The organism is Mucilaginibacter sp. cycad4, assembly GCF_034263275.1.
Classification (GTDB): Bacteria; Bacteroidota; Bacteroidia; order Sphingobacteriales; family Sphingobacteriaceae; genus Mucilaginibacter.
The window spans coordinates 4,773,982-4,793,619 of the sequence record NZ_CP139559.1 but is presented as its reverse complement, the minus strand read 5'-3'; the positions used below and the strand labels follow the sequence as shown (position 1 = coordinate 4,793,619).

16 protein-coding genes are annotated in these 19,638 nt (G+C 42.1%); 10 read left to right on the top strand and 6 right to left on the bottom strand.

The annotated features are described in order from the left end of the window. The first annotated feature begins 3 nt into the window (after positions 1-3). Positions 4-1,077: a glutaminyl-peptide cyclotransferase gene (locus SNE26_RS19270; RefSeq protein WP_321555533.1), complete on the top strand. Its 1,074-nt coding sequence runs from the start codon at positions 4-6 to the stop codon at positions 1,075-1,077. Positions 1,078-1,661: 584 nt separating this feature from the next. Further along, positions 1,662-2,057: a DUF805 domain-containing protein gene (locus tag SNE26_RS19265; RefSeq protein WP_321555532.1), complete on the top strand. Its 396-nt coding sequence runs from the start codon at positions 1,662-1,664 to the stop codon at positions 2,055-2,057. 188 nt (positions 2,058-2,245) lie between these two features. Here SNE26_RS19265 and pgi read toward each other — a convergent pair whose 3' ends face one another. After that, positions 2,246-3,892 (bottom strand): glucose-6-phosphate isomerase, encoded by a 1,647-nt coding sequence (gene pgi, locus SNE26_RS19260; RefSeq protein ID WP_321555531.1) that lies wholly within the window; start codon positions 3,890-3,892, stop codon positions 2,246-2,248. A 253-nt stretch (positions 3,893-4,145) separates the two neighbouring features. Between pgi and SNE26_RS19255 the strand changes: the two genes are divergently transcribed. The 4 genes from SNE26_RS19255 (at position 4,146) to SNE26_RS19240 (ending at position 7,440) form a co-directional block, all read left to right on the top strand. Next, a complete protein-coding gene (locus SNE26_RS19255; RefSeq protein WP_321555530.1) occupies positions 4,146-4,583 on the top strand; it encodes a hypothetical protein in 438 nt (145 codons plus the stop codon). 100 nt (positions 4,584-4,683) lie between these two features. Then, a protein-coding gene (prfB, locus tag SNE26_RS19250) for a peptide chain release factor 2 (protein ID WP_321555529.1) occupies positions 4,684-5,776 on the top strand; the annotation gives its coding sequence in 2 pieces (ribosomal slippage) (positions 4,684-4,743 and positions 4,745-5,776; 1,092 coding nt in all). Between the two features lie 213 nt (positions 5,777-5,989). Further along, positions 5,990-6,904, top strand: coding sequence for an alpha/beta hydrolase (locus tag SNE26_RS19245; RefSeq protein ID WP_321555528.1), 915 nt, complete (start codon positions 5,990-5,992; stop codon positions 6,902-6,904). A 71-nt stretch (positions 6,905-6,975) separates the two neighbouring features. Beyond that, entirely contained in the window at positions 6,976-7,440 is a 465-nt protein-coding gene (locus SNE26_RS19240; RefSeq protein WP_321555527.1) for a hypothetical protein, read from the top strand. 456 nt (positions 7,441-7,896) lie between these two features. Here the strand turns inward: SNE26_RS19240 and SNE26_RS19235 are convergent, their stop codons facing one another. The 4 genes from SNE26_RS19235 to SNE26_RS19220 all read right to left on the bottom strand — a co-directional run bounded on the left by SNE26_RS19235 (position 7,897) and on the right by SNE26_RS19220 (position 11,889). Beyond that, positions 7,897-8,274 (bottom strand): nuclear transport factor 2 family protein, encoded by a 378-nt coding sequence (locus tag SNE26_RS19235; protein WP_321555526.1) that lies wholly within the window; start codon positions 8,272-8,274, stop codon positions 7,897-7,899. 365 nt (positions 8,275-8,639) lie between these two features. Continuing rightward, the gene (locus tag SNE26_RS19230; RefSeq protein WP_321555525.1) at positions 8,640-9,317 is read right to left on the bottom strand and encodes a LytTR family DNA-binding domain-containing protein; all 678 of its coding nucleotides are present in this window, start codon (positions 9,315-9,317) and stop codon (positions 8,640-8,642) included. Positions 9,318-9,320: 3 nt separating this feature from the next. After that, positions 9,321-10,850, bottom strand: coding sequence for a histidine kinase (locus SNE26_RS19225; protein ID WP_321555524.1), 1,530 nt, complete (start codon positions 10,848-10,850; stop codon positions 9,321-9,323). Positions 10,851-11,013: 163 nt separating this feature from the next. Continuing rightward, positions 11,014-11,889 carry a transglutaminase-like domain-containing protein gene (locus SNE26_RS19220; protein WP_321555523.1) on the bottom strand — a complete coding sequence of 292 codons (876 nt, stop codon included), beginning with the start codon at positions 11,887-11,889 and terminating at the stop codon, positions 11,014-11,016. Positions 11,890-11,933: 44 nt separating this feature from the next. Here SNE26_RS19220 and SNE26_RS19215 point away from each other — a divergent pair, with 44 nt between their 5' ends. Beyond that, the gene (locus tag SNE26_RS19215) at positions 11,934-12,536 is read left to right on the top strand and encodes a hypothetical protein (RefSeq protein WP_321555522.1); all 603 of its coding nucleotides are present in this window, start codon (positions 11,934-11,936) and stop codon (positions 12,534-12,536) included. 125 nt (positions 12,537-12,661) lie between these two features. Here SNE26_RS19215 and SNE26_RS19210 read toward each other — a convergent pair whose 3' ends face one another. Next, a complete protein-coding gene (locus SNE26_RS19210; RefSeq protein WP_321555521.1) occupies positions 12,662-13,789 on the bottom strand; it encodes a polymerase in 1,128 nt (375 codons plus the stop codon). A gap of 206 nt (positions 13,790-13,995) precedes the next feature. Between SNE26_RS19210 and SNE26_RS19205 the strand changes: the two genes are divergently transcribed. The 3 genes from SNE26_RS19205 (at position 13,996) to SNE26_RS19195 (ending at position 19,614) form a co-directional block, all read left to right on the top strand. Then, positions 13,996-14,976 (top strand): deoxyhypusine synthase family protein, encoded by a 981-nt coding sequence (locus tag SNE26_RS19205; protein ID WP_090530168.1) that lies wholly within the window; start codon positions 13,996-13,998, stop codon positions 14,974-14,976. A 252-nt stretch (positions 14,977-15,228) separates the two neighbouring features. After that, complete coding sequence (locus SNE26_RS19200; protein WP_321555520.1) at positions 15,229-16,515, top strand: cytochrome c3 family protein; 1,287 nt, start codon at positions 15,229-15,231, stop codon at positions 16,513-16,515. Between the two features lie 36 nt (positions 16,516-16,551). Then, positions 16,552-19,614, top strand: a complete 3,063-nt coding sequence (locus SNE26_RS19195) for a TAT-variant-translocated molybdopterin oxidoreductase (protein ID WP_321555519.1) — start codon at positions 16,552-16,554, stop codon at positions 19,612-19,614. The last annotated feature ends 24 nt before the right edge of the window (positions 19,615-19,638 follow it).

Sequence of the window (19,638 nt, the reverse complement as noted above, 5' to 3'; positions counted from 1 at the left end):
CTTATGAATAACAAACTAAAGCTATTTTTTGCCGGCCTTGCCTTAACGGCTTTGGGCTATGGCTGTAAACACAAACCTGATAGCTCGGCTACAGACTATACCATAACCCCCGATGCAGGCGCTAACTATAAAGCCGGCGATAAGATCGACATCAAAGTAGGCTATCCCACAGGCAGTAAAGTTGACTCGGTGGTTTACCTGCTCGATTCGGCAAAGATCACTTCCAGTAAGGATACTGCGGGCATCAGCCTTAAAACAGATACCATTGGTTTAGGGATCAGGATGATCACCGCTAAGGTTTATGCAGATGGTAAAAGCAATGAGGTAACAACAAACATCCTTTTACTGGCTGCAAAAGCCCCGGCCAGGTATACTTATAAAGTAGAGAAGGTTTTTCCGCATGATACCGCTGCCTATACAGAAGGTTTACAATATACTGATGGCGTTTTATATGAAAGCCTTGGCGAAAAAGGACATTCGTCCATTCGTAAGGTTGATTTAAATACAGGAAAGGTATTGCAGGAAACCAAACTGGACACGCAATATTTTGGTGAAGGTCTTTCGGTTGCTGGCGATAAAGTGATACAATTAACCTATAGAGAAAAAGTAGGCTTTGTATATGATAAAAATACCTTGAAGGTACTTAACAACTTCACCAACAATGTTGGCCCTGAAGGCTGGGGGATGTGTTATGACGGTAATAAGTTGTACATGGATGACAGTACCAATCGTCTTTGGTTTCTTGATAAAAAGAACTACCGTCCAATAGGCCATGTTGATGTATGTGACGATAAACAACAGATAGATTCGATAAACGAACTGGAATATATTAATGGTAAAATATACGCCAATGTTTATCAAACTGATAACATACTGGTGATCAATCCTAAAACCGGAGCGGTTGAGCAGGTGATTGATATGAAGGAGATCTATCCGGTAGCCAGCCGTCCGAAAGACAGGGATTGGGATAATAATGTATTGAACGGGATAGCTTGGGATGCAAAAGGTCAGCGCCTGTTTGTTACCGGCAAAAAATGGCCGCATTTGTACCAGGTGAAGTTTGTGCCGGCTCCTTAAGCTCCGCCCCCCTGAAGCTACTGTGTGTACACATCTTTTAAATTCTATCAATAATTGAAAAAAATGTCATTTCGAACGAACCTGGTGGGAGAATTCGCGCGCAGGGGTGAGGAGAAATCTTCTACGCCCTGCTTTTATAAGTATGATTGTAGAGCCTGATGTAGAAGATTTCTCTTTCGCCCCACTTCTTAGCCCGCCCCTGCTCAATCGAAATGACATTTTCTTTTATTTAAAAGATGTGTACACACTGTAGCCCCTGAAGGGGGAATTATAGCTTGAAATGATATTTTAATAAATAGTAATGGCCCGGAATTTCCGGGCCATTACTATTTATTAACGCTACCGCGGGTTTAGCGGTAGTGTAACTCGTGAGAATCATACGGTAAGCTTTCAGCTTACATTCCATCAGCTGAAAGCTGAAACCATATTAAACCACGGGCTACAAGCCCGCGGCAGCTATAGCACATCAAATAATTGGCTTCAGCCGAAATCTGCGCCAGAAAATCTACCCGATTAGTTCTTTGATTTTATATCTAAATAATATCTTTAAGCAATTAATTTATTCCTAACCTAATCATTTAAACATGTTTCAAAATTTGTTTTCTTTTGAAGGCCGCATCCGCAGAACGGAATACGGCATCAGCGCAATTATTTATCTTATTTGTTATTTGGTAATAGTAGGCCTTTCAGAAGCGGGTAGTGGCATAGGGGCCTTACCAATTCTTGGTTTCATTCCGCTGCTTTGGTTCTTTTGGTCGCAGGGCGCAAAGCGCTGCCACGATTTGGGCAACTCCGGCTGGTACCAGATCATTCCATTTTATTTTTTGTGGCTTTTGTTTAAGGAAGGCGATTTAGGCGAAAATGAGTATGGCGATAACCCTAAAGGCTTAGGGCCCTCATTTGATCCGGCCGATTATCAAAGCCCTTTCCCTCCACCGCAAACTCAGGCAACAGAAAGTTATTCAGAAACAAAAGAATAATGTTTCAGCATAACTTCCTGACAATCATATATAGGAAGCGTTTGGCTGTAGTCATCAACTGAAAGCTGAAGTTGTATTTACCCGCGGGCTGCAAGCCCGCGGCAGTGACTTAAACAACAAACGCCCGGGTTTTCCGGGCGTTTGTTGTTTTTAATATAAAACTCCCCCTTTAGGGGGCCGGGGGGCTATTACCTCCACGCTTTATACTGATTGATCAAGCCATTAGTTGATGAATCATGGCTGCTGATCTCTGCATTGTCTTTTAGTTCAGGAAGGATTTTGCCGGCAAGCTGTTTGCCAAGCTCAACACCCCATTGATCAAAACTGTAGATATTCCAGATGATACCCTGGGTAAAAATCTTGTGCTCATATGCGGCTATCAGCGCACCTAAAGTATACGGGGTAATCTTTTTAATCAGGAATGAGTTTGTTGGGCGGTTGCCTTCAAACACTTTAAAAGGAGCGATTTTAGCAATCTCTTCGTCCGATTTTCCGGCTGCTTTCAACTCTTCAATAACTACTTCTTCGGTTTTGCCGTTCATTAAAGCTTCGGTTTGAGCAAAGAAGTTTGAAAGCAGCATGTTGTGGTGTTCACCCAGCGGATTGTGTGATTGTGCCGGGGCAATGAAATCGGCCGGGATCAGTTTGGTGCCCTGGTGAATCAATTGATAAAAGGCATGCTGGCCGTTTGTGCCCGGCTCGCCCCAAATGATCGGACCGGTTGAGTAGTCAACATCTTCACCATTACGGTCGACATGTTTACCATTACTTTCCATATCGCCTTGCTGGAAATAGGCAGAGAAGCGGTGCAGGTATTGATCATAAGGCAAAATAACATTAGTTTCGGCCTCAAAGAAGTTGTTATACCAAATGCCGATCAAACCCATAATAACCGGAATGTTTTGATCAAACTCGGCAGATTTGAAATGATTGTCGGTAGCGTGGGCGCCGGCAAGCAGATCGGCAAAGTTTTCAAAGCCAATGCTCAGGGCAATTGATAAACCGATAGCGCTCCATAAAGAGTAACGGCCGCCAACCCAATCCCAAAACTCAAACATGTTTTTGGTATCGATACCAAATTTTTCAACGGCTGCCGCATTGGTTGAAAGTGCCGCGAAATGTTTAGCAACATCGGCCTCAGTAGCACCGCTGGCCAGGAACCAGTCGCGTGCGCTGTGGGCGTTGCCCATAGTTTCCTGGGTGGTGAAAGTTTTTGAAGCTACCAGGAACAGGGTGGTCTCAGGATCAACCGCTTTCAGGGTTTCAACTATATGTGTGCCATCCACGTTACTTACAAAGTGGAGGTTCAAATGATTTTTGTATGCTTTTAATGCTTCGGTAACCATTACCGGGCCAAGGTCTGAGCCGCCGATACCAATATTCACCACATCAGTAATAGCTTTACCGGTATAACCTTTCCACTCGCCTGAGATAATAGCTTCGCTGAACGATTTCATCTGCTCAAGCACTTTATTTACATCAGGCATAACATCTTTACCATCAACATAAATAGGGGTGTTGCTGCGGTTACGCAATGCAATGTGTAATACCGGCCGGCCTTCCGTAACGTTAATTTTTTCGCCTGAATACATGGCGTCTATAGCCTCTTTTAGTGAACATTCTTTGGCCAGTTGGATCAATAAGGCGATGGTTTCGTCATCGATACGGTTCTTTGAATAATCAAGCAGGATATCCTCAAACTGGATCGAGAATTTATTAAAGCGCTGGTCGTCAGCATCAAACATTTCCTTCAGGTTTTTTGATACAATATCAATGTAATGATCTGTAAGATATTTGTAAGCCTGGGTTGTTGTAAAATCAGTAGTTGGCAGCATAATTGTGTTGTTTTTCAACAAAAGTAAAAAGTTAATTGTTAGATAGTCATTAAATAAATTATTAGCCTGTCTTAGTGTTGTTTAAACACTGCGAGCATAGTGTTTATTTTACACTTGAAAATTATGAGAATTACAAAAGAATTACAAATATATTTTGAAGTTTAAAATTTTTATTTAATATATTTGTGTCGGTGGTAATCAAATGAGGTATTTATCATCAATTTGTAAATTTACTTTAAAAGCACGTATTACTATGTTCGAAAAACTGTTTTTGCTTGTAAAGGATAACGCCGGGACGGCCGTTATCAACAACCCGGTGATCCCTGCTAAATATCATGAGGCGGTGATCAATGAAGCTTCAAGTTCAATCATTGAAGTATTAAAAGGCCAGCTTGAAAGCGGCAAGGTGAAGGAACTTATAAAGTACTTCCAGTTTTCGGGTAGTTACAACAATTCATTAGTATCGAGCATAACAAACCGCTTTGCCAATAAGCTTAACACTTTTTACAGTATCGATCCGGCGCATGCTTTAGAAGCTGCAAAGGCCTTGATCCCAACTGTAATGAATGAGTTGATTAAGGAAACAAAAAGCGGTGAAGCCAAGGAATTTGCTTTGGGCACCATGTTAACTAAACTGAACGGTAACCGTACCGATCTGAACCCGCTTGTGAACGACCTGATGGTTGCCTAACATACTATTACATCTGCCTAATGAACGGGCCTGCCGATTGTTAAACAATTTGCAGGCCTTTTTATTTATGGCAATTTTTCAAATTATATATATTTGCCGCATGACTAAAGAACAAGTTCAGGATTTAAGGGATAGAGTAACTTCCCTGAGGAGGCATCTTTGACATTGATAAGAAGCTGGAATTATTGCAGGCAGAACAGGAAATAACCATTGGTCCGCATTTTTGGGATCACCCTAAAGAAGCCGAAAAGGTACTGGCATCCATCAAAGTGAAAAAAGTATGGACAGATGCCTTTCAAAAAGTGGTTGCTGCTGTTGAGGACACCGGTGTGCTTTTTGAATTTTACCAGGGCGGTGATGCTACCGAGGCCGAAATGCAGGAACAATATAATGCAGCTATAAAAGCAGTTGAAGAGCTTGAGTTTAAAAACATGCTCTCGGCCGAAGAAGATCAGCTGAATGCCGTACTCCAGATTACGGCTGGTGCCGGTGGTACCGAAAGCTGCGACTGGGCCGGTATGCTCATGCGTATGTACATTATGTGGGGCGAAAAGAACGGCTATAAAGTAACCGAGCAGGATTATCAGGAAGGTGACGTAGCCGGCGTAAAAACTGTTACGTTACAGTTGGAAGGTGAATTTGCCTACGGCTATTTAAAGGGTGAAAATGGCGTACACCGTTTGGTGCGCGTATCTCCTTTTGATGCTAATGCCAAGCGTCATACTTCGTTCGCCTCTGTATATGTTTACCCCTTGGTTGACGATACTATTGAAATTGAGGTAAACCCTGCCGATATTGAATTTGAAACCTTTCGCTCAGGCGGTGCCGGTGGTCAAAACGTGAATAAGGTAGAAACTGCCGTACGTTTATACCACAAGCCATCGGGTATCATCATTAAAAACCAGGAATCGCGGTCACAATTACAGAATAAAGATAATGCTATCCGCTTGCTGAAATCGCAGTTGTACGAAATTGAGATGCGCAAACGTATGGAACTAACCAATGCAATCGAGGGTAATAAAAAGAAGATAGAGTGGGGCTCACAGATCCGTAACTATGTTTTACACCCATATAAACTGGTAAAAGACCTGCGTACCGATCATGAAACTTCAAACGCCGCAGCAGTGCTCGACGGTGATTTGGATGATTTCCTGAAAGCTTACCTGATGGAATTTGGCGGGCCAAAGACGTAAAGAAATAAAATATTAAGGTCATGCCGAATTTATTTCGGCATCCCACACGGACGCTATCCCGGCAGTATGGCGCAGACTATGCAAGGGGGATCCTGAAACAAGTTCAGGATGACGGTATGATATAAAAACCGGAGTTATCTTAAATGATACTCCGTTTTTTGTTTTTGGGGGATTAATTGTATTTTGGACACATCCAATTTGTCTTTTAAAAATATGAAAACCATTTTATCTGCCTTTGTATTGACCACTATAACATTTGCCTGCTATGCCCAGGAAAAGCCAATGCCGCTTTATCCTAATGGTGTTCCTAACTCAAAAAAAGCTCCGGCAGCCTATGTTGAAAAAACTGATAACAGAAGCTGGATCTCAATGGTGACGGAGCCAACATTAACGCCATACCTGCCCGAAAAAGGTAAAGCTAACGGCGCGGCAATTGTTGTTTGTCCCGGCGGAGGGTATTCCGGATTGGCTTCGGATCATGAAGGCAAGGCCGTAGCCCAGGCGTTTGCCAATATTGGTGTAACCGCTTTTGTTTTAAAGTACCGTTTACCAAGTGATGATATCATGGCCGATAAGTCCATCGGCCCGTTACAGGATGCTCAAATGGCTATATATACGGTACGCAAAAACGCTGCGGAATGGAATATCAATCCGTCCAAAATAGGTATTATCGGTTTCTCGGCCGGTGGGCACCTGGCTTCAACCGAAGGAACACATTTTGATAAACCGGTTATTGACGTTAAAGAAAATATCAGCGTACGCCCCGATTTTATGATGCTGATCTATCCTGTAATTTCTTTTGGCGAGTATGCTCATGTTGGCTCAAGGGAAAACCTGGTAGGTAAAAACCCTTCAGCCGCACAACTTGATCTTTATTCAAATGAGAAACAAATAACAGCCAATACCCCACCTGCATTTTTAGTTCATGCTGAGGATGACACCGTAGTGCCGGTGCAAAACAGCCTTTTGTTTTATGATGCGCTGTTAAAAAATAAAGTGAAGGCAGAGATGCACCTTTTTCAGGAGGGCGGCCATGGTTTTGGGATGAATAATTCTAAAAATAAAGGCAAATGGTTTGAATGGGCCGCATCATGGCTTGAAGAGAATGGTTTTTTAGGCGGAAAGTAATTGAGAATAACTAATTTTCTTCTGCTGTAAAAACAGTAAGCTGATTTTATTGTTGAGGTAAACAGTCTTTTTTGAAAAGCACAAAGTTCGACCTTAATGATGATTTTATGTTGAAAAAAATACTGTTAGCAGCGTTGCTCGTTGCGGGTGCCTGCTTTGATGTTAATGCACAATCCATTAAATACAAAAGTGTATCCAATCAGGATCTTACTTATGTTTTAAATAACCTGCAAAAGCGTTATGTGTATACCGATCATAAAACGCTTAACATAGCGGTATACCTCGTGGCGGATCAGCAGGGTGATGTTGATGCCCCGGCTGATTGTAAAACACCCGGTTCTATTTACATAGCGGTATCTGAAGTTAAACCTCAACCCCAACAATACGTTTACAAACTGAACCCGGTCTGCGACCCTAAATTCGTCAACTGGATCAAATCAAAAAAGATGTATAAGATAGCATTCAGCTACGGGGCAGCGGTGAAAAGGAAAACAACGACGGTTGGGATTACGTTGAAGAAGCTGGTGGTGGAGTAAATTTGTTGGCGACAATACAAAAATGCTTAACAGTCTCTTAAATTACATGATAGAACCAAAAACCCGTAGCTGAAAAACCACTTTTGCTTATAATATAAGATACAACACTATTTACTTCCGGGTCTTCGTCTAAAACGAGTTCCTCGGTATCCAATCTGTAATCATAACGTACTCGATATAGGGTTGCCCCGTTAAAGCTATTTGTACATCATCCGACTGATCTGTGGTGATAAAAATCAATGGATATCTTCTCCATATATATCCAATGACTTTGCTTGACAGTAATATTGAAGCTACTTTTTCATCATCATCTTCGCAATATGATACCTCATATCCCTTGCTGCCTAAATGTTCGAGGCAGTAAAAGAACTCATATATGCTCCAAAGAACATCATCTTTGCTTATGGCTTTTTTAACAATGTTTGTTATATTTTGCATTATATCGAACAAGTGAATTTAACTAATATCCATTATCCCAACAATATTATCTCCTCCAAAAGTGAAAATTGAATGCCCTTTCAGGTTTAGTTCATCGCCCTTTTTTAAGCCATTGGGCAAATCGACGGCTAAAATCGCATTATAGTCAATTTCTATTTCAGTTTGGTTGCCGGCATGTTTAAACGACCTTATGATTTGCTCCCGGCGTTCAAAAAGCTTAGTTGCCTGTTCGGCCTGAACTTTGAATGCTTCTGTACCGTCAAGTTCCATATTTACATCACCATTTGATATATTTTGAAATTTAACGGATGGGGCAAGGTTTTTAATCATGCCTTCAACATCAAAGTTGTTATAGGCCTTTACATAATTGCTAATGATAAGTTCACGTTGCTGCATATGCTAAAGTTAATAATTATAGGATGGATTTAAGACGAGGCTGTATCATAAATCAAATTGCCCCCCCCCGGTGCTGTGTTAGCTATGAATTGAAATTTAGCCGATAATATTTATACAAAAGGGGGTTAACATATTTTCCAGGGAAAATGCACTCAATTAACTGATTATTAGATATGTAAGTGAATGCTAACCCTGAATTATGTTAACCCTGTTAACCCCCTTTTTGTCAGTAGAGTCAACCCCAAACTATATATATCGCTTAAGTATCCGGATAAGTCAAAAAAAAGCTGTATCACAATTTAGGATACAGCCTCGTTTGCATAGCTTTATAAAATGCCAGAGTGGGGAGCCGCAATCTGAATAATCTATTTAATCATCCCCAAATTCTGTACATAAGCCCCGCCAACAGGCAACATAAACCCGTTAATAGTTACCTGGTGGCGTTCTATCTTATCAATTTTACTTACAGCAGCAATAAACGAACGATGAATGCGAATGAATTTTTCGGCTGGCAGCAGCGCTTCCACCTCGGTAATGGTCATGCGGGTGAGTACCTTGCTATCCTTCAAAATAAAATTTACATAATTGCCGGTAGCCTCCAGGTGATAGATGTCGTCGAAATTAACGCGTACCTGCTCATAGCCGGTTTTTAGGAAAATGTAATCCTTAACATCGGCAGTGTTCCTGAAGTTGTAAAGTTCGTAGGCTTTGTTACAGGCTTTCATGAAGCGGGTAAGCGCGAATGGCTTCAACAGGTAGTCTACAGCATCAAGCTCGAAGCTGGTAACGGCGTGCTCGGTATAGGCGGTAGTAAAGATCACCAGCGGTTTTTTGTTAAGGCAGGTTAACAGGTCGATGCCAGAAATATCGGGCATCTTAATATCCAGGAAAAGCAAGTCTACAGGTTCACGTTGCAGGTAATCCATCGCCTTAAAAGCATCAGTAAATTCGGCCTTCAAATCAAGGAAGGGCACCTTTGCAGCATGCGAGCGAATCACATCAAGTGCTATGGGTTCGTCATCAATGGCTATGGCGGTAATCAAAACTTATTGCAGTTGTATAGTTAAATGTATGAAAAAATCTTTGGCACTTTCGCGAATCACCAGTTCATGTTTATTTGGATATAAAAGTACCAGCCGTTGTTTAACATTCTCCAGGCCTACACCATTGTTATATTTTTCGGTATCGTTGGCAATTTTAGGGTGGATGCTGTTATGCACATCAAAATAAAGTGTACTCTCTTTGGTTTGCAGGCTGATATTGATATGTGATGGTTCGCGTAAGCTGATGCCATGTTTAAATGCGTTTTCAATAAATGGGATCAATAGCATCGGGGCAATTTGCAGGGCGTTTACGTGATCTTCAATTTGCAGTACGATGCTGATATCCGGCGACGTTTGGGTGCGCAATTTTTGCAGGGCGATGTAGTTGTTCAGGTAATCGATCTCGCGCACCAGCAGGATCTTTTCCTGCATGTTTTCCTGCAGCATAAAGCGCATCATATCGCCCAGGCGCTGGATCCCCTCGGCTGTACGTTCGGAGTTTTCCTGCAAGGCAGTTCCGTAAAGGGTATTCAACGCGTTAAACAGAAAGTGCGGATTGATCTGTGAGCGAAGAAAATCCAGATCGGCAGTGGAGCGGCCAAGAGCAGTTTTTAGATAGGTGATTTCCTGGTTGCCGGACATTTTTCGTTTGTAAACTATCCAGGCAAAAGGGGCTGTGATAAGCAGTTGTATGCCGCAATTAAAACCGCCGATAATAAATGTCGGCTCTGATTGTTCAAATATCAAGCTTGTTAAAATGCCTATTGGTATACTGATCAGCAACATTACACCTGCAACTTTGAGCAGATATCTGAAAATGCCGCTATTTTTGGCCAGCGTTTGTGGTATTAAACTATAAAAAGACAAGGCATAAACGCCTATGGCTACAGGCGCAATAATCACAAAAGTAGTGATCAGATCAACCGGGAAATCGGCAAGTGCCATCATGAATGCGATGATCATGAAAATCACAATCGCGATAATACAATCGTGGGTAAGCACACGGTATTTGGCTTGTATTTTATCCACATTACTTAACAGGAAATTTGCCGAATACTTGATCATGCTGTAAAAAGTAAGCATCATCATTACCCATAAAGCATACAATACATTTGTTTTGAAAACGAGGTTATATACATAGTCGGCAGATTTGTGGTAAAAAAGGTAGCCCTTTAACCATGTATCGGTTATACCGAATAACCCCCAAAGGGCAACAAGCAGGGCTGCTGCCAAAATAATATTCCAGGCAATTCGTTTTTTTTCGGCCAGGGCAGGAACGATAACGAAGTTCCAAAGTAAAAAGGCGCCACAATACCCCGTATATCTAAATATTTGCGGAAAAAAGTAAAATTTAGAGTAGGAGTAATGCAGATGGTAGTTGTTGAACATGTACCTGTATGGGGTCCATATTTCTTTGTAATTACTGTCGGCAACTTTAGTTAACAGCAAAATAACAGCAAAAGTATAAATAGTGGCTGCGGCCCAAAATTCAATTTTGCCAAGGTTCAGGTTCTTTTTTAGCAGATTGTTCATAGTGTTTTGAATTATGCCCGCAAGGTATAATGCACAATACTACTGAATAAATAAATGGGATGAAATACAGGATCGGTGGGATAAAGAGCCCCCTAACCCCCTAAAGGGGGAACAATGGTTGACATTTAGGGGTAAAATACCTTGCAAATCAAAAGCACCCCTTTTAGGGGGCGGGGGGGGCATCATCCATAATTTGGAGCAATTCATTCAACTCCCTTACCTTTTCGGCCGAGCCAAGATTTTCATAAGCGCTGATAAGATTACGGAGCACCCGTTTAATGATATCGGTATTGGAGCAGGGCTCGTAAAACTGTTTGTCAAATTTAAGGTTAAGCTGTTTCAGGAACATATCCACATCGCGCCTGCCGAACAAAAAACCTTTGTTAAAGGCGTTAATGTAAAACAGGATGCCGCTTTCAAACTCGCTCTGCATGCTTTCGTCAAGATAGGCGAGGATAAAATGCTGGGGCAGGTTAACGCCATAAACCGGGATATCCAGTTTTTGCGCTATGATGGAATAGATGATGGCTAACGAGATCTGGTTACCTTTTTTGGTTTCCAGCACCTGGCTCAAAAAACTGTTTTGCGGATCGAGGTGATTGGCAGTGTTGCCGCTGAAACCGTAGATATTGTAAAATACATGGTTGATGAGTTTGATCTGTTCTTTCGGACTGGCCTCATTCATCATTTGGATCCATATGTCACGTTTTATGGCTTCTATCTGGTTGATTACCTTTTGCTCATCAAGGTCGGGGTATTGATACCGGTTAATGATCAGGATGCCCTGCAACAAATCGAACGCGCCGCTTTGGTTCCAAAGTTTTAAATCGTTTTTAAGGTTGCTGAACTGAATCTCATGCACCAGGTTAGCTATGCGTTCCTGCTGGATAGGGTCAAAAGCCTGTTCAAAGGCCGATTCGAGATAAGTAATTGCCTCTGCCCCATATGAAAATAATTTGTTATACACATGCTCAAAGATCTCGCTGTCCGGATCATCCAGCAGGCGAATCAATGAATTTACTTCAGTTGGATTTATCATACGCTGTAACGCTAAAATACTAAACCTTTTTTATTTTTACAGCGATGTATAATATAAGGTACGGGCTCAGTTATTTGCTGCACCGGTTTAAGGCCAACAACAGGCATGGCGTACACTCACCATTTGTTTACAAGCTGATTGATACGGTTATTTACGATTATCGCGACCAAAAAGTGTACCGGGAAATTGAAAAGATACTCCACAAACAACATCCTGACAAGCGCGTGATAAAAACCATGCCGCTTAAAGTTTACAAATTGATTTACCGGTTTGCTGTTTATTTTAAGCCCGCAACTGTTTTTTTTGCTGATCATGACGATTATATTATACCATTGATAGTTGGCAACGCTGTCCCCAAGGCTGAGATCACCGATATAAAGGATTCCGCAGGATCCCGACAGGCTGACATGATTTTGGTAGACGCTGCCAGGCATGATGCAACAGAATGCCTGGAAAAAGTAATACCCAATATTAATGATGATACGGTACTGATCTTTTCAGGGATCCATTGCACACAAAATACAAAACGGGCCTGGGAGCGGGTAAAGACTGACAAGCGGGTAAGGGTAACTATTGACCTGTTTTATATCGGCCTGGTATTTTTTAAGCCGGGGATGAGTAAGGAAGATTTTAGGGTGAGGTATTAACCGTTGGTTAGTTCATGGTTAGTAGATCATGGTTCATGGCCGAAGTGCGTTGTATTAAATCACTCAATCCATTTACGATAGGGAGTTTGCCATGAACTATGAACCATCAACTATGAACTCAAAGATCAAAACGACTGACCCAATCCAATATAAAAGCCGGTTAATCTTTTCTCGTTAGGGATCTTCTGACCTACGCCATAATCAATACGTACGGCAAGCCCTTTTTCAACATCAAAAAAATAACGGATGCCACCACCATAGTTTGGCTTTAGTTCGGAAGCGCTGAAGCTGCTTTTAAAAACCTCGCCGCCGCCAACAAAACCTGCAAAGCCTATGCGATTGCTGAGACGGTAACGGAGTTCGGCCTGGCCGGCTAACATATTCCTGTCACGAAAGCGCCCGTTATAATAACCCCGCATGAGCTCATCGCTACCTAAACCAGGCAATAAATAAAACGGCGAAGTGCTGCCGGTAAGGCTTTGTTCCTGTACATCGAGGCCGAGCACCCATTTAGGTGCCAGCAAAAAAAACTGCGAATATTCGATGTTGAAGAAGCCGCCTTTATAATCGTTATTGCCAAACATGCCGTGTATAGCCTGAAAATAGGCGTTTACAATGAGCCCTTTGGTGGTGTAAGTATTATTATTCCTATTATCGAATGTGATGGTTGGGCCTATGTAGGCGCTTGGTCCGCCGCCATGGTCTTCAACGCGAGGGTCGGTATAAAATATGCCTGTTTTATCATCATCCTTGAATTTGTAATCCCAGGCGCCACCTATTATACCGGCGTACAGGTTATTCGAGATCTTTTTTTCGGCAGTAAAATTCACCTTGAACCGTTTTTGACCAATCCTGTCGGAGTTAGCCCTTAATGTATTGTTACCGATGCCATAAAAATTAAAAGGAAAATTGATGTAGCCAATGCCGGCTGTTAGGTGATAATCGTTCCCGGGTGTCCAGTAGCTGGTAGTAAGGCTTAAACGGCTCTGACCTTTTGTGGTAATAGAGGCATATCCAAAAACATTGGATACCCGTGTATTGAGTTTTGAAGTATCGGTATAAAAAGAAAGGAGGCCTGCGCCGCCAACCTCCAGCCCGGTTTCGGGGGCCGAACTTAAAACGGGTAAAATAACAAAGCTGCTTTTGCGCGTGGTGTCTTTATCAAAATACATCCGCTTCACAACGCGGGATATTTGTGAAAAGGCACTGGTTGAAAGAGCGCAGATCAGTATTAAGGTAACAAGTTTCTTCATAGATATTTGCGTTGGCTAATATAATCCATTTTGCTTTATAAGGTTATGTGGACAGTATTTTAAAAATAATGATGACAATACAAGGAGGGGTAGGGGATGGGGGACGTTAATTTTCGAGATGAAATGGTTATAAAAAGATAAAGTTCCATTTAAAATCCAATTTAACTAAAATGTCTACTTTTGCGGCTGAAATTTATTGAAATATTATGAGCACTACAAGAGGACCTATTTCGCAGTTTATTGAAAGAAATTATCTGCACTTTAACGCCGCGGCATTAATGGATGCAGCTAAAGGCTATGAAACACACCTTGAAGAAGGCGGTAAAATGATGGTAACCTTAGCAGGGGCCATGAGTACAGCCGAGCTGGGTATTTCACTGGCTGAGATGATCCGCCAGGATAAAATTGCTATTATATCATGTACAGGCGCCAATTTGGAAGAGGATATCATGAATCTTGTAGCGCACTCACATTACAAAAGGGTACCTAATTACCGCGACCTGAGCCCTCAGGAAGAATGGGATTTACTCGAAAATCACTATAACCGTGTTACAGATACTTGTATCCCGGAAGAGGAAGCTTTCCGTCGTTTGCAAAAACATATCCACAAGATCTGGAAAGATGCTGATGACAGCGGCGAGCGCTATTTCCCTCACGAGTACATGTACAAAATATTATTGAGCGGTGAATTGGAGCAATACTATGAAATTGATCCTAAAAACTCATGGATGCTTGCCGCGGCTGAAAAGAACCTGCCTATCGTTGTACCAGGCTGGGAAGATTCGACCATGGGCAACATCTTTGCTTCATATGTTATTAAAGGCGAGCTTAAAGCGTCAACCATGAAAAGCGGTATCGAATACATGGCATGGCTGGCCGACTGGTATACTAAAAACTCGTCGGGCAAAGGCATCGGCTTTTTCCAGATAGGTGGTGGTATAGCCGGCGACTTCCCGATATGCGTTGTGCCGATGCTTTACCAGGATATGGAGATGCATGATGTTCCTTTCTGGAGCTACTTCTGCCAGATCTCCGATTCAACTACCTCATACGGTTCATACTCGGGCGCAGTTCCAAACGAAAAAATAACCTGGGGCAAGCTTGACATCCACACGCCTAAGTTTATAGTAGAGAGTGATGCAACCATTGTTGCACCGCTTATTTTTGCCTGGTTATTAAAACAATAGATAAAATTTTATAATTAAAGTTGGATAATAATTATTCCCCAAAAATGTCAAATGACATTAATATGCATTTAGCAGCGTTTAAACGCAGTTTTTTGTCTATTTAGAACGATTATAAATTATAGGTTGGTGTCATTTATGTGTCACCGATAGTGTATAAAATTATACTTTTGTGCCTGTAATTATCCGATGAAACATACATCTTACAACAGTTTCAATCATTAATATAAAAATTATTTAGCATAAATACACTGTATGAGAAGTTTCTCATTGATTCTTAAACAATTCTCAAGGTCGGTTTTACTGATTGCCGGGTTTGCTTTTTGGAGTTTATCAACTGCGTACGCGCAAACTGACGCTGCTAAAGGCGAGGCCATTTTCAAATCAAAATGTACTACCTGTCACAAAATCGACACCCGTTTAATTGGTCCGGCATTAGGCCCGCAGCTTACTCAAGAAACCGACGATAAATATCTTATCCAGTGGATTCAGAATAACCAGGCGCTGATTGCTGCTAAAAACCCTAAGGCACTCAAAATTTATAACGAGTACAACCAGTCGGGCATGACCGTTTTCGCTGATCTTAGCGATGCCGATGTAGGTAATATCTTAACCTATGTTCGTACTACCTGGAAAGACATGCAGGCTAAGCCGGCAGGTGGCGGGGCAAATGGCGCTACATCTGTTAAAGTTGAAAGCGGCCCGAGCGATATGGTTGTTTTCGGTTTGATCGGTATCATCGTTATCGCCTTCATCGTTATCCTGGTATTGAACAGGGTAGTAGGTTCTTTAGAGCGCATCCTGCTTAAAAACAAAGACCTTATTATTGAGGACGAAATTGTTACTCCGGAAGGTGCTGTAGCGGTTGACGCTAAAAAGGAATTTATTACCAAAATCCTTAAAAACAAAAAACTGGTATTCTTTATATTGGTTGCAGGTACTGTTGCTATGTGCAGCTGGGGTTGGGTTACTTTATGGAACACCAACGTTCACCAGGGTTACCAGCCGGTGCAGCCAATTAAATACTCGCACGAGTTACACGCAGGTATCATGAAAATTGATTGCCAGTACTGCCACACAGGTGCATACAAGTCAAAAAATGCTTCTATCCCTTCATTAAACGTGTGTATGAACTGCCACAAGGTTGTTAAAACCGAGTCGGAAGAGATCCATAAGATCTATGATGCCTTGGGTTACGATCCAAAAACTCAGAAGTATGACAGCACTGCAGCTAAACCAATTCAGTGGGTACGTATCCACAACCTGCCCGACTTAGCTTACTTTAACCACTCTCAACACGTAAAAGTTGGCGGTATTAAATGTCAGCAGTGCCATGGTCCGGTACAGGAAATGAAAGAGGTTTACCAATACTCTCCGCTTACCATGAAGTGGTGTATCCAGTGCCACAAACGTACCGAAGTTAACGGTAAAGGCAATGCTTACTATGACAGCATCCTGGCTGCACACGATAAGATCAAGAAAGGTGAGAAAGTTACAGCCGCCGTGTTAGGTGGTATCGAGTGCGGTAAGTGTCACTATTAATAAAAAGAATTTAGCATTACAGTTTATACAGCTTAAATGGACAGCAATAAAAAATACTGGAAAGGTTTAGAAGAACTAAACAGAACACCAGAATTTGTTGAGAAAAATAAGAACGAATTTGCAGAGCCAATTCCTATCGAGGAAGTGCTTAGCGGATCTGGTTTATCAGCTAAAACTCCCCGCCGCGACTTTTTAAAGGCGCTTGGCTTTGGTGTTGGAGCAGTTACATTGGCGGCTTGTCAGAAAGTGCCGGTGCATAAATCAATTCCATACCTGATCAAACCTGAAGAGGTTACCCCAGGTGTGGCTAACTACTACTCTTCAAGCTACGAAGGTCAGGCTATTTTGGTTAAAACCCGCGAAGGCCGACCTATCAAAGTTGAAGGTAACCCTAACGACGTGTTTTCAAAAGGCGGTTTAAGCGCACAAGCCCAGGCTTCAGTACTTGACCTGTATGATGTTAACCGTTTAAAAGATCCTAAATTAAAAGGTAACGAAGCTGGTTGGGCCGAGGTTGATGCTTATGTAATGAAAGAGCTTGCAGCTGTTGCTGCAGCAGGTAAAGGCATCCGTTTGGTTACTTCAACTGTATACAGCCCTTCAACTTTAGCAGTTATTGCCGAATTCATCGCTAAATACCCTACTACAAAACATATCAATTATGATGCGGTTTCATATACCGGTATCATCCAGGCCAATCAAAACAGTTTTGGTAAAGCAGTATTGCCTCACTACAACTTTGATAAAGCCGATGTAATTGTAAGTTTCGGTGCGGATTTCTTAGGTACCTGGATCTCTGGCGAAGAATTTACCCGCCAGTATGTTTCAAACCGTAACAGCAAATCTCTGGCAAACAAAAAGATGTCGCGCCACATTCAGTTTGAAACTGGTATGAGCTTAACCGGTACTAACGCCGATGCCCGCATCACTACCAAACCATCAGAAATTGGTGTTGCATTAATAAATCTTTATAACGCTATATCAGGTACTACTTTACCGGGTTCAAAAGCAACCGGCAGCAAAAAAGTTGATACCGCTATCCAGTTAGCCGCCAAAGAATTGGTTGCTGCTAAAGGCAAAGCGTTAGTTGTTTCGGGTTCAAACGATGTTGCTACACAAGTGTTGGTTAATGCTATCAACTCCTTATTAGGCAGCTACGGTACTACCATCGATTTGGATAACCCATCAAAACAATATGCCGGTAACGACGCTGCATTTGTTGAGTTTGTAAGTGAAGTAAAACGCGGTGATGTTGGTGCAGTATTATTCCTGAACGCTAACCCTGCATATGATTACTATAAAAACGATGAGTTTAAAGCAGCGCTTAAAAACGTTCGTTTAACTGTATCATTTGCAGATCATGCTGATGAAACAGCTTTATTAGCTACCGTTAATGCCCCAAATCACCATTATTTGGAAACATGGGGTGATGCAAACGCTGTTGAAGGTTACTACACTGTAATTCAGCCAACCATTAACCCGGTTTATAATACCCGCCAGGCCGAGCACAGCTTATTGGTTTGGATGGAAAACCCAATAAAAGATTATTACACTTACGTACGCAAAACCTGGGATTCAGGTTTGTTGGCAAAAGGTGGCCTGTCTGGTCAAAAAGGATGGGAAACCCTGTTGCAAACAGGTATGGTGATAGTTGCTCCTGTAGCGGCGGCGGCTTACAGCTTTAGCCTTGATCTTGCCGGTGTAACTCAAAAAATATTAACCCAGAGCAAAGCTGTTGCAGCTGATGGTGACAAATTTGAATTGCAGCTTTATGTTAGCCAGGCTATAGGTGATGGTAAACGTGCCAACAATCCATGGTTGCAGGAACTTCCTGATCCGGTTTCAAAAGTTACCTGGGATAACTTTGCTGCTATGTCAATTTCTGATATGAAGAAATTGAAACTGGAAGAAGGTGATGTGATTAAGATCGATGCTAACGGTTATTCAGTTGAGTTACCGGTATTGGCTCAGCCTGGTCAAACACAGGGAACTTTATCAGTAGCTGTAGGTTATGGACGTACAAATGCTGGTCCGGTTGGTAACAATGTTGGTAAAAATGCCTTCCCTTTCTTTAGCTTAAGCAATGGTACTTTCCAAACTGCTGCTGTAGCTTCATTCAAGTCGGCCGGTTACAAATCACCGCTTGCGCAAACACAAACCCACCACTCGTACGAGGGCAGAAGCGTGATCCGCGAGGCAACTTTTGTTGAATACAAAAAGAACCCTGCAGCAGGCAGCGGTAATGAGCACGGCCGTAAAGATTATAATGGCGAATCACTTTGGGATAACCATGACCGCCCAGTTTACGATTGGGTAATGGCTATCGACCTTAACGCTTGTACCGGTTGCGGTGCTTGTGTGGTTGCATGTTCTGCAGAAAATAACATCCCGGTTGTAGGTAAAGATGAGGTTTCACGTCGTCGTGAAATGCACTGGATCCGTATCGACCGTTACTATAGCTACAATGACCATGGCAACAGCGAAGAAGCAGTTACCAAAGAGAAGGAAATTGATAAGCTTGAGAACTTTGACAATGTATCGGTTGTTCACCAGCCAATGCTTTGCCAGCACTGTGACCACGCACCTTGTGAAACAGTATGCCCGGTATTAGCTACCGTTCACTCGTCTGAAGGTTTAAACCACATGGCTTACAACCGTTGCGTAGGTACACGTTATTGCGCTAACAACTGTCCGTTCAAAGTACGCCGCTTTAACTGGTTCAACTACTGGAATGACGCACGTTTTGATAACTACCTGCAAGGCGAACATACACAATTAGTACTTAACCCTGACGTGGTTACACGTTTCCGTGGGGTTATGGAAAAATGCTCAATGTGTATCCAGCGTATCCAGGCCGGTAAACTGAAAGCTAAAATTGAGAAACGTCCGCTTAAAGACGGCGAAATCAAAATGGCTTGTCAGCAAACATGTTCAGCTAACGCTATCGTGTTCGGTAACAGGAATGATCCTAACTCTGAAGTTTCAAAAGCACTTGCAAGTGAAAGAACTTACTACGTGCTTGAAGAACTTAACGTACAACCAGGTATTGGTTACCAGACAAAAGTTAGAAATTTGATTGAAACTGAAGCTCAGGCATAAATTTTTATATACAGAGATTAAGAT

What these genes read in the sequence shown, in the direction of transcription:
- SNE26_RS19215 (WP_321555522.1), top strand. Translation starts at nt 11,934, where the DNA reads ATGTATAATATAAGGTACGGGCTCAGTTATTTGCTGCACCGGTTTAAG.
- SNE26_RS19265 (WP_321555532.1), top strand. Translation starts at nt 1,662, where the DNA reads ATGTTTCAAAATTTGTTTTCTTTTGAAGGCCGCATCCGCAGAACGGAA.
- SNE26_RS19200 (WP_321555520.1), top strand. Translation starts at nt 15,229, where the DNA reads ATGAGAAGTTTCTCATTGATTCTTAAACAATTCTCAAGGTCGGTTTTA.
- pgi (WP_321555531.1), bottom strand. Translation starts at nt 3,892, where the DNA reads ATGCTGCCAACTACTGATTTTACAACAACCCAGGCTTACAAATATCTT.
- SNE26_RS19270 (WP_321555533.1), top strand. Translation starts at nt 4, where the DNA reads ATGAATAACAAACTAAAGCTATTTTTTGCCGGCCTTGCCTTAACGGCT.
- SNE26_RS19195 (WP_321555519.1), top strand. Translation starts at nt 16,552, where the DNA reads ATGGACAGCAATAAAAAATACTGGAAAGGTTTAGAAGAACTAAACAGA.
- SNE26_RS19205 (WP_090530168.1), top strand. Translation starts at nt 13,996, where the DNA reads ATGAGCACTACAAGAGGACCTATTTCGCAGTTTATTGAAAGAAATTAT.
- SNE26_RS19245 (WP_321555528.1), top strand. Translation starts at nt 5,990, where the DNA reads ATGAAAACCATTTTATCTGCCTTTGTATTGACCACTATAACATTTGCC.
- SNE26_RS19255 (WP_321555530.1), top strand. Translation starts at nt 4,146, where the DNA reads ATGTTCGAAAAACTGTTTTTGCTTGTAAAGGATAACGCCGGGACGGCC.
- SNE26_RS19235 (WP_321555526.1), bottom strand. Translation starts at nt 8,274, where the DNA reads ATGCAGCAACGTGAACTTATCATTAGCAATTATGTAAAGGCCTATAAC.
- SNE26_RS19220 (WP_321555523.1), bottom strand. Translation starts at nt 11,889, where the DNA reads ATGATAAATCCAACTGAAGTAAATTCATTGATTCGCCTGCTGGATGAT.
- SNE26_RS19225 (WP_321555524.1), bottom strand. Translation starts at nt 10,850, where the DNA reads ATGAACAATCTGCTAAAAAAGAACCTGAACCTTGGCAAAATTGAATTT.
- SNE26_RS19210 (WP_321555521.1), bottom strand. Translation starts at nt 13,789, where the DNA reads ATGAAGAAACTTGTTACCTTAATACTGATCTGCGCTCTTTCAACCAGT.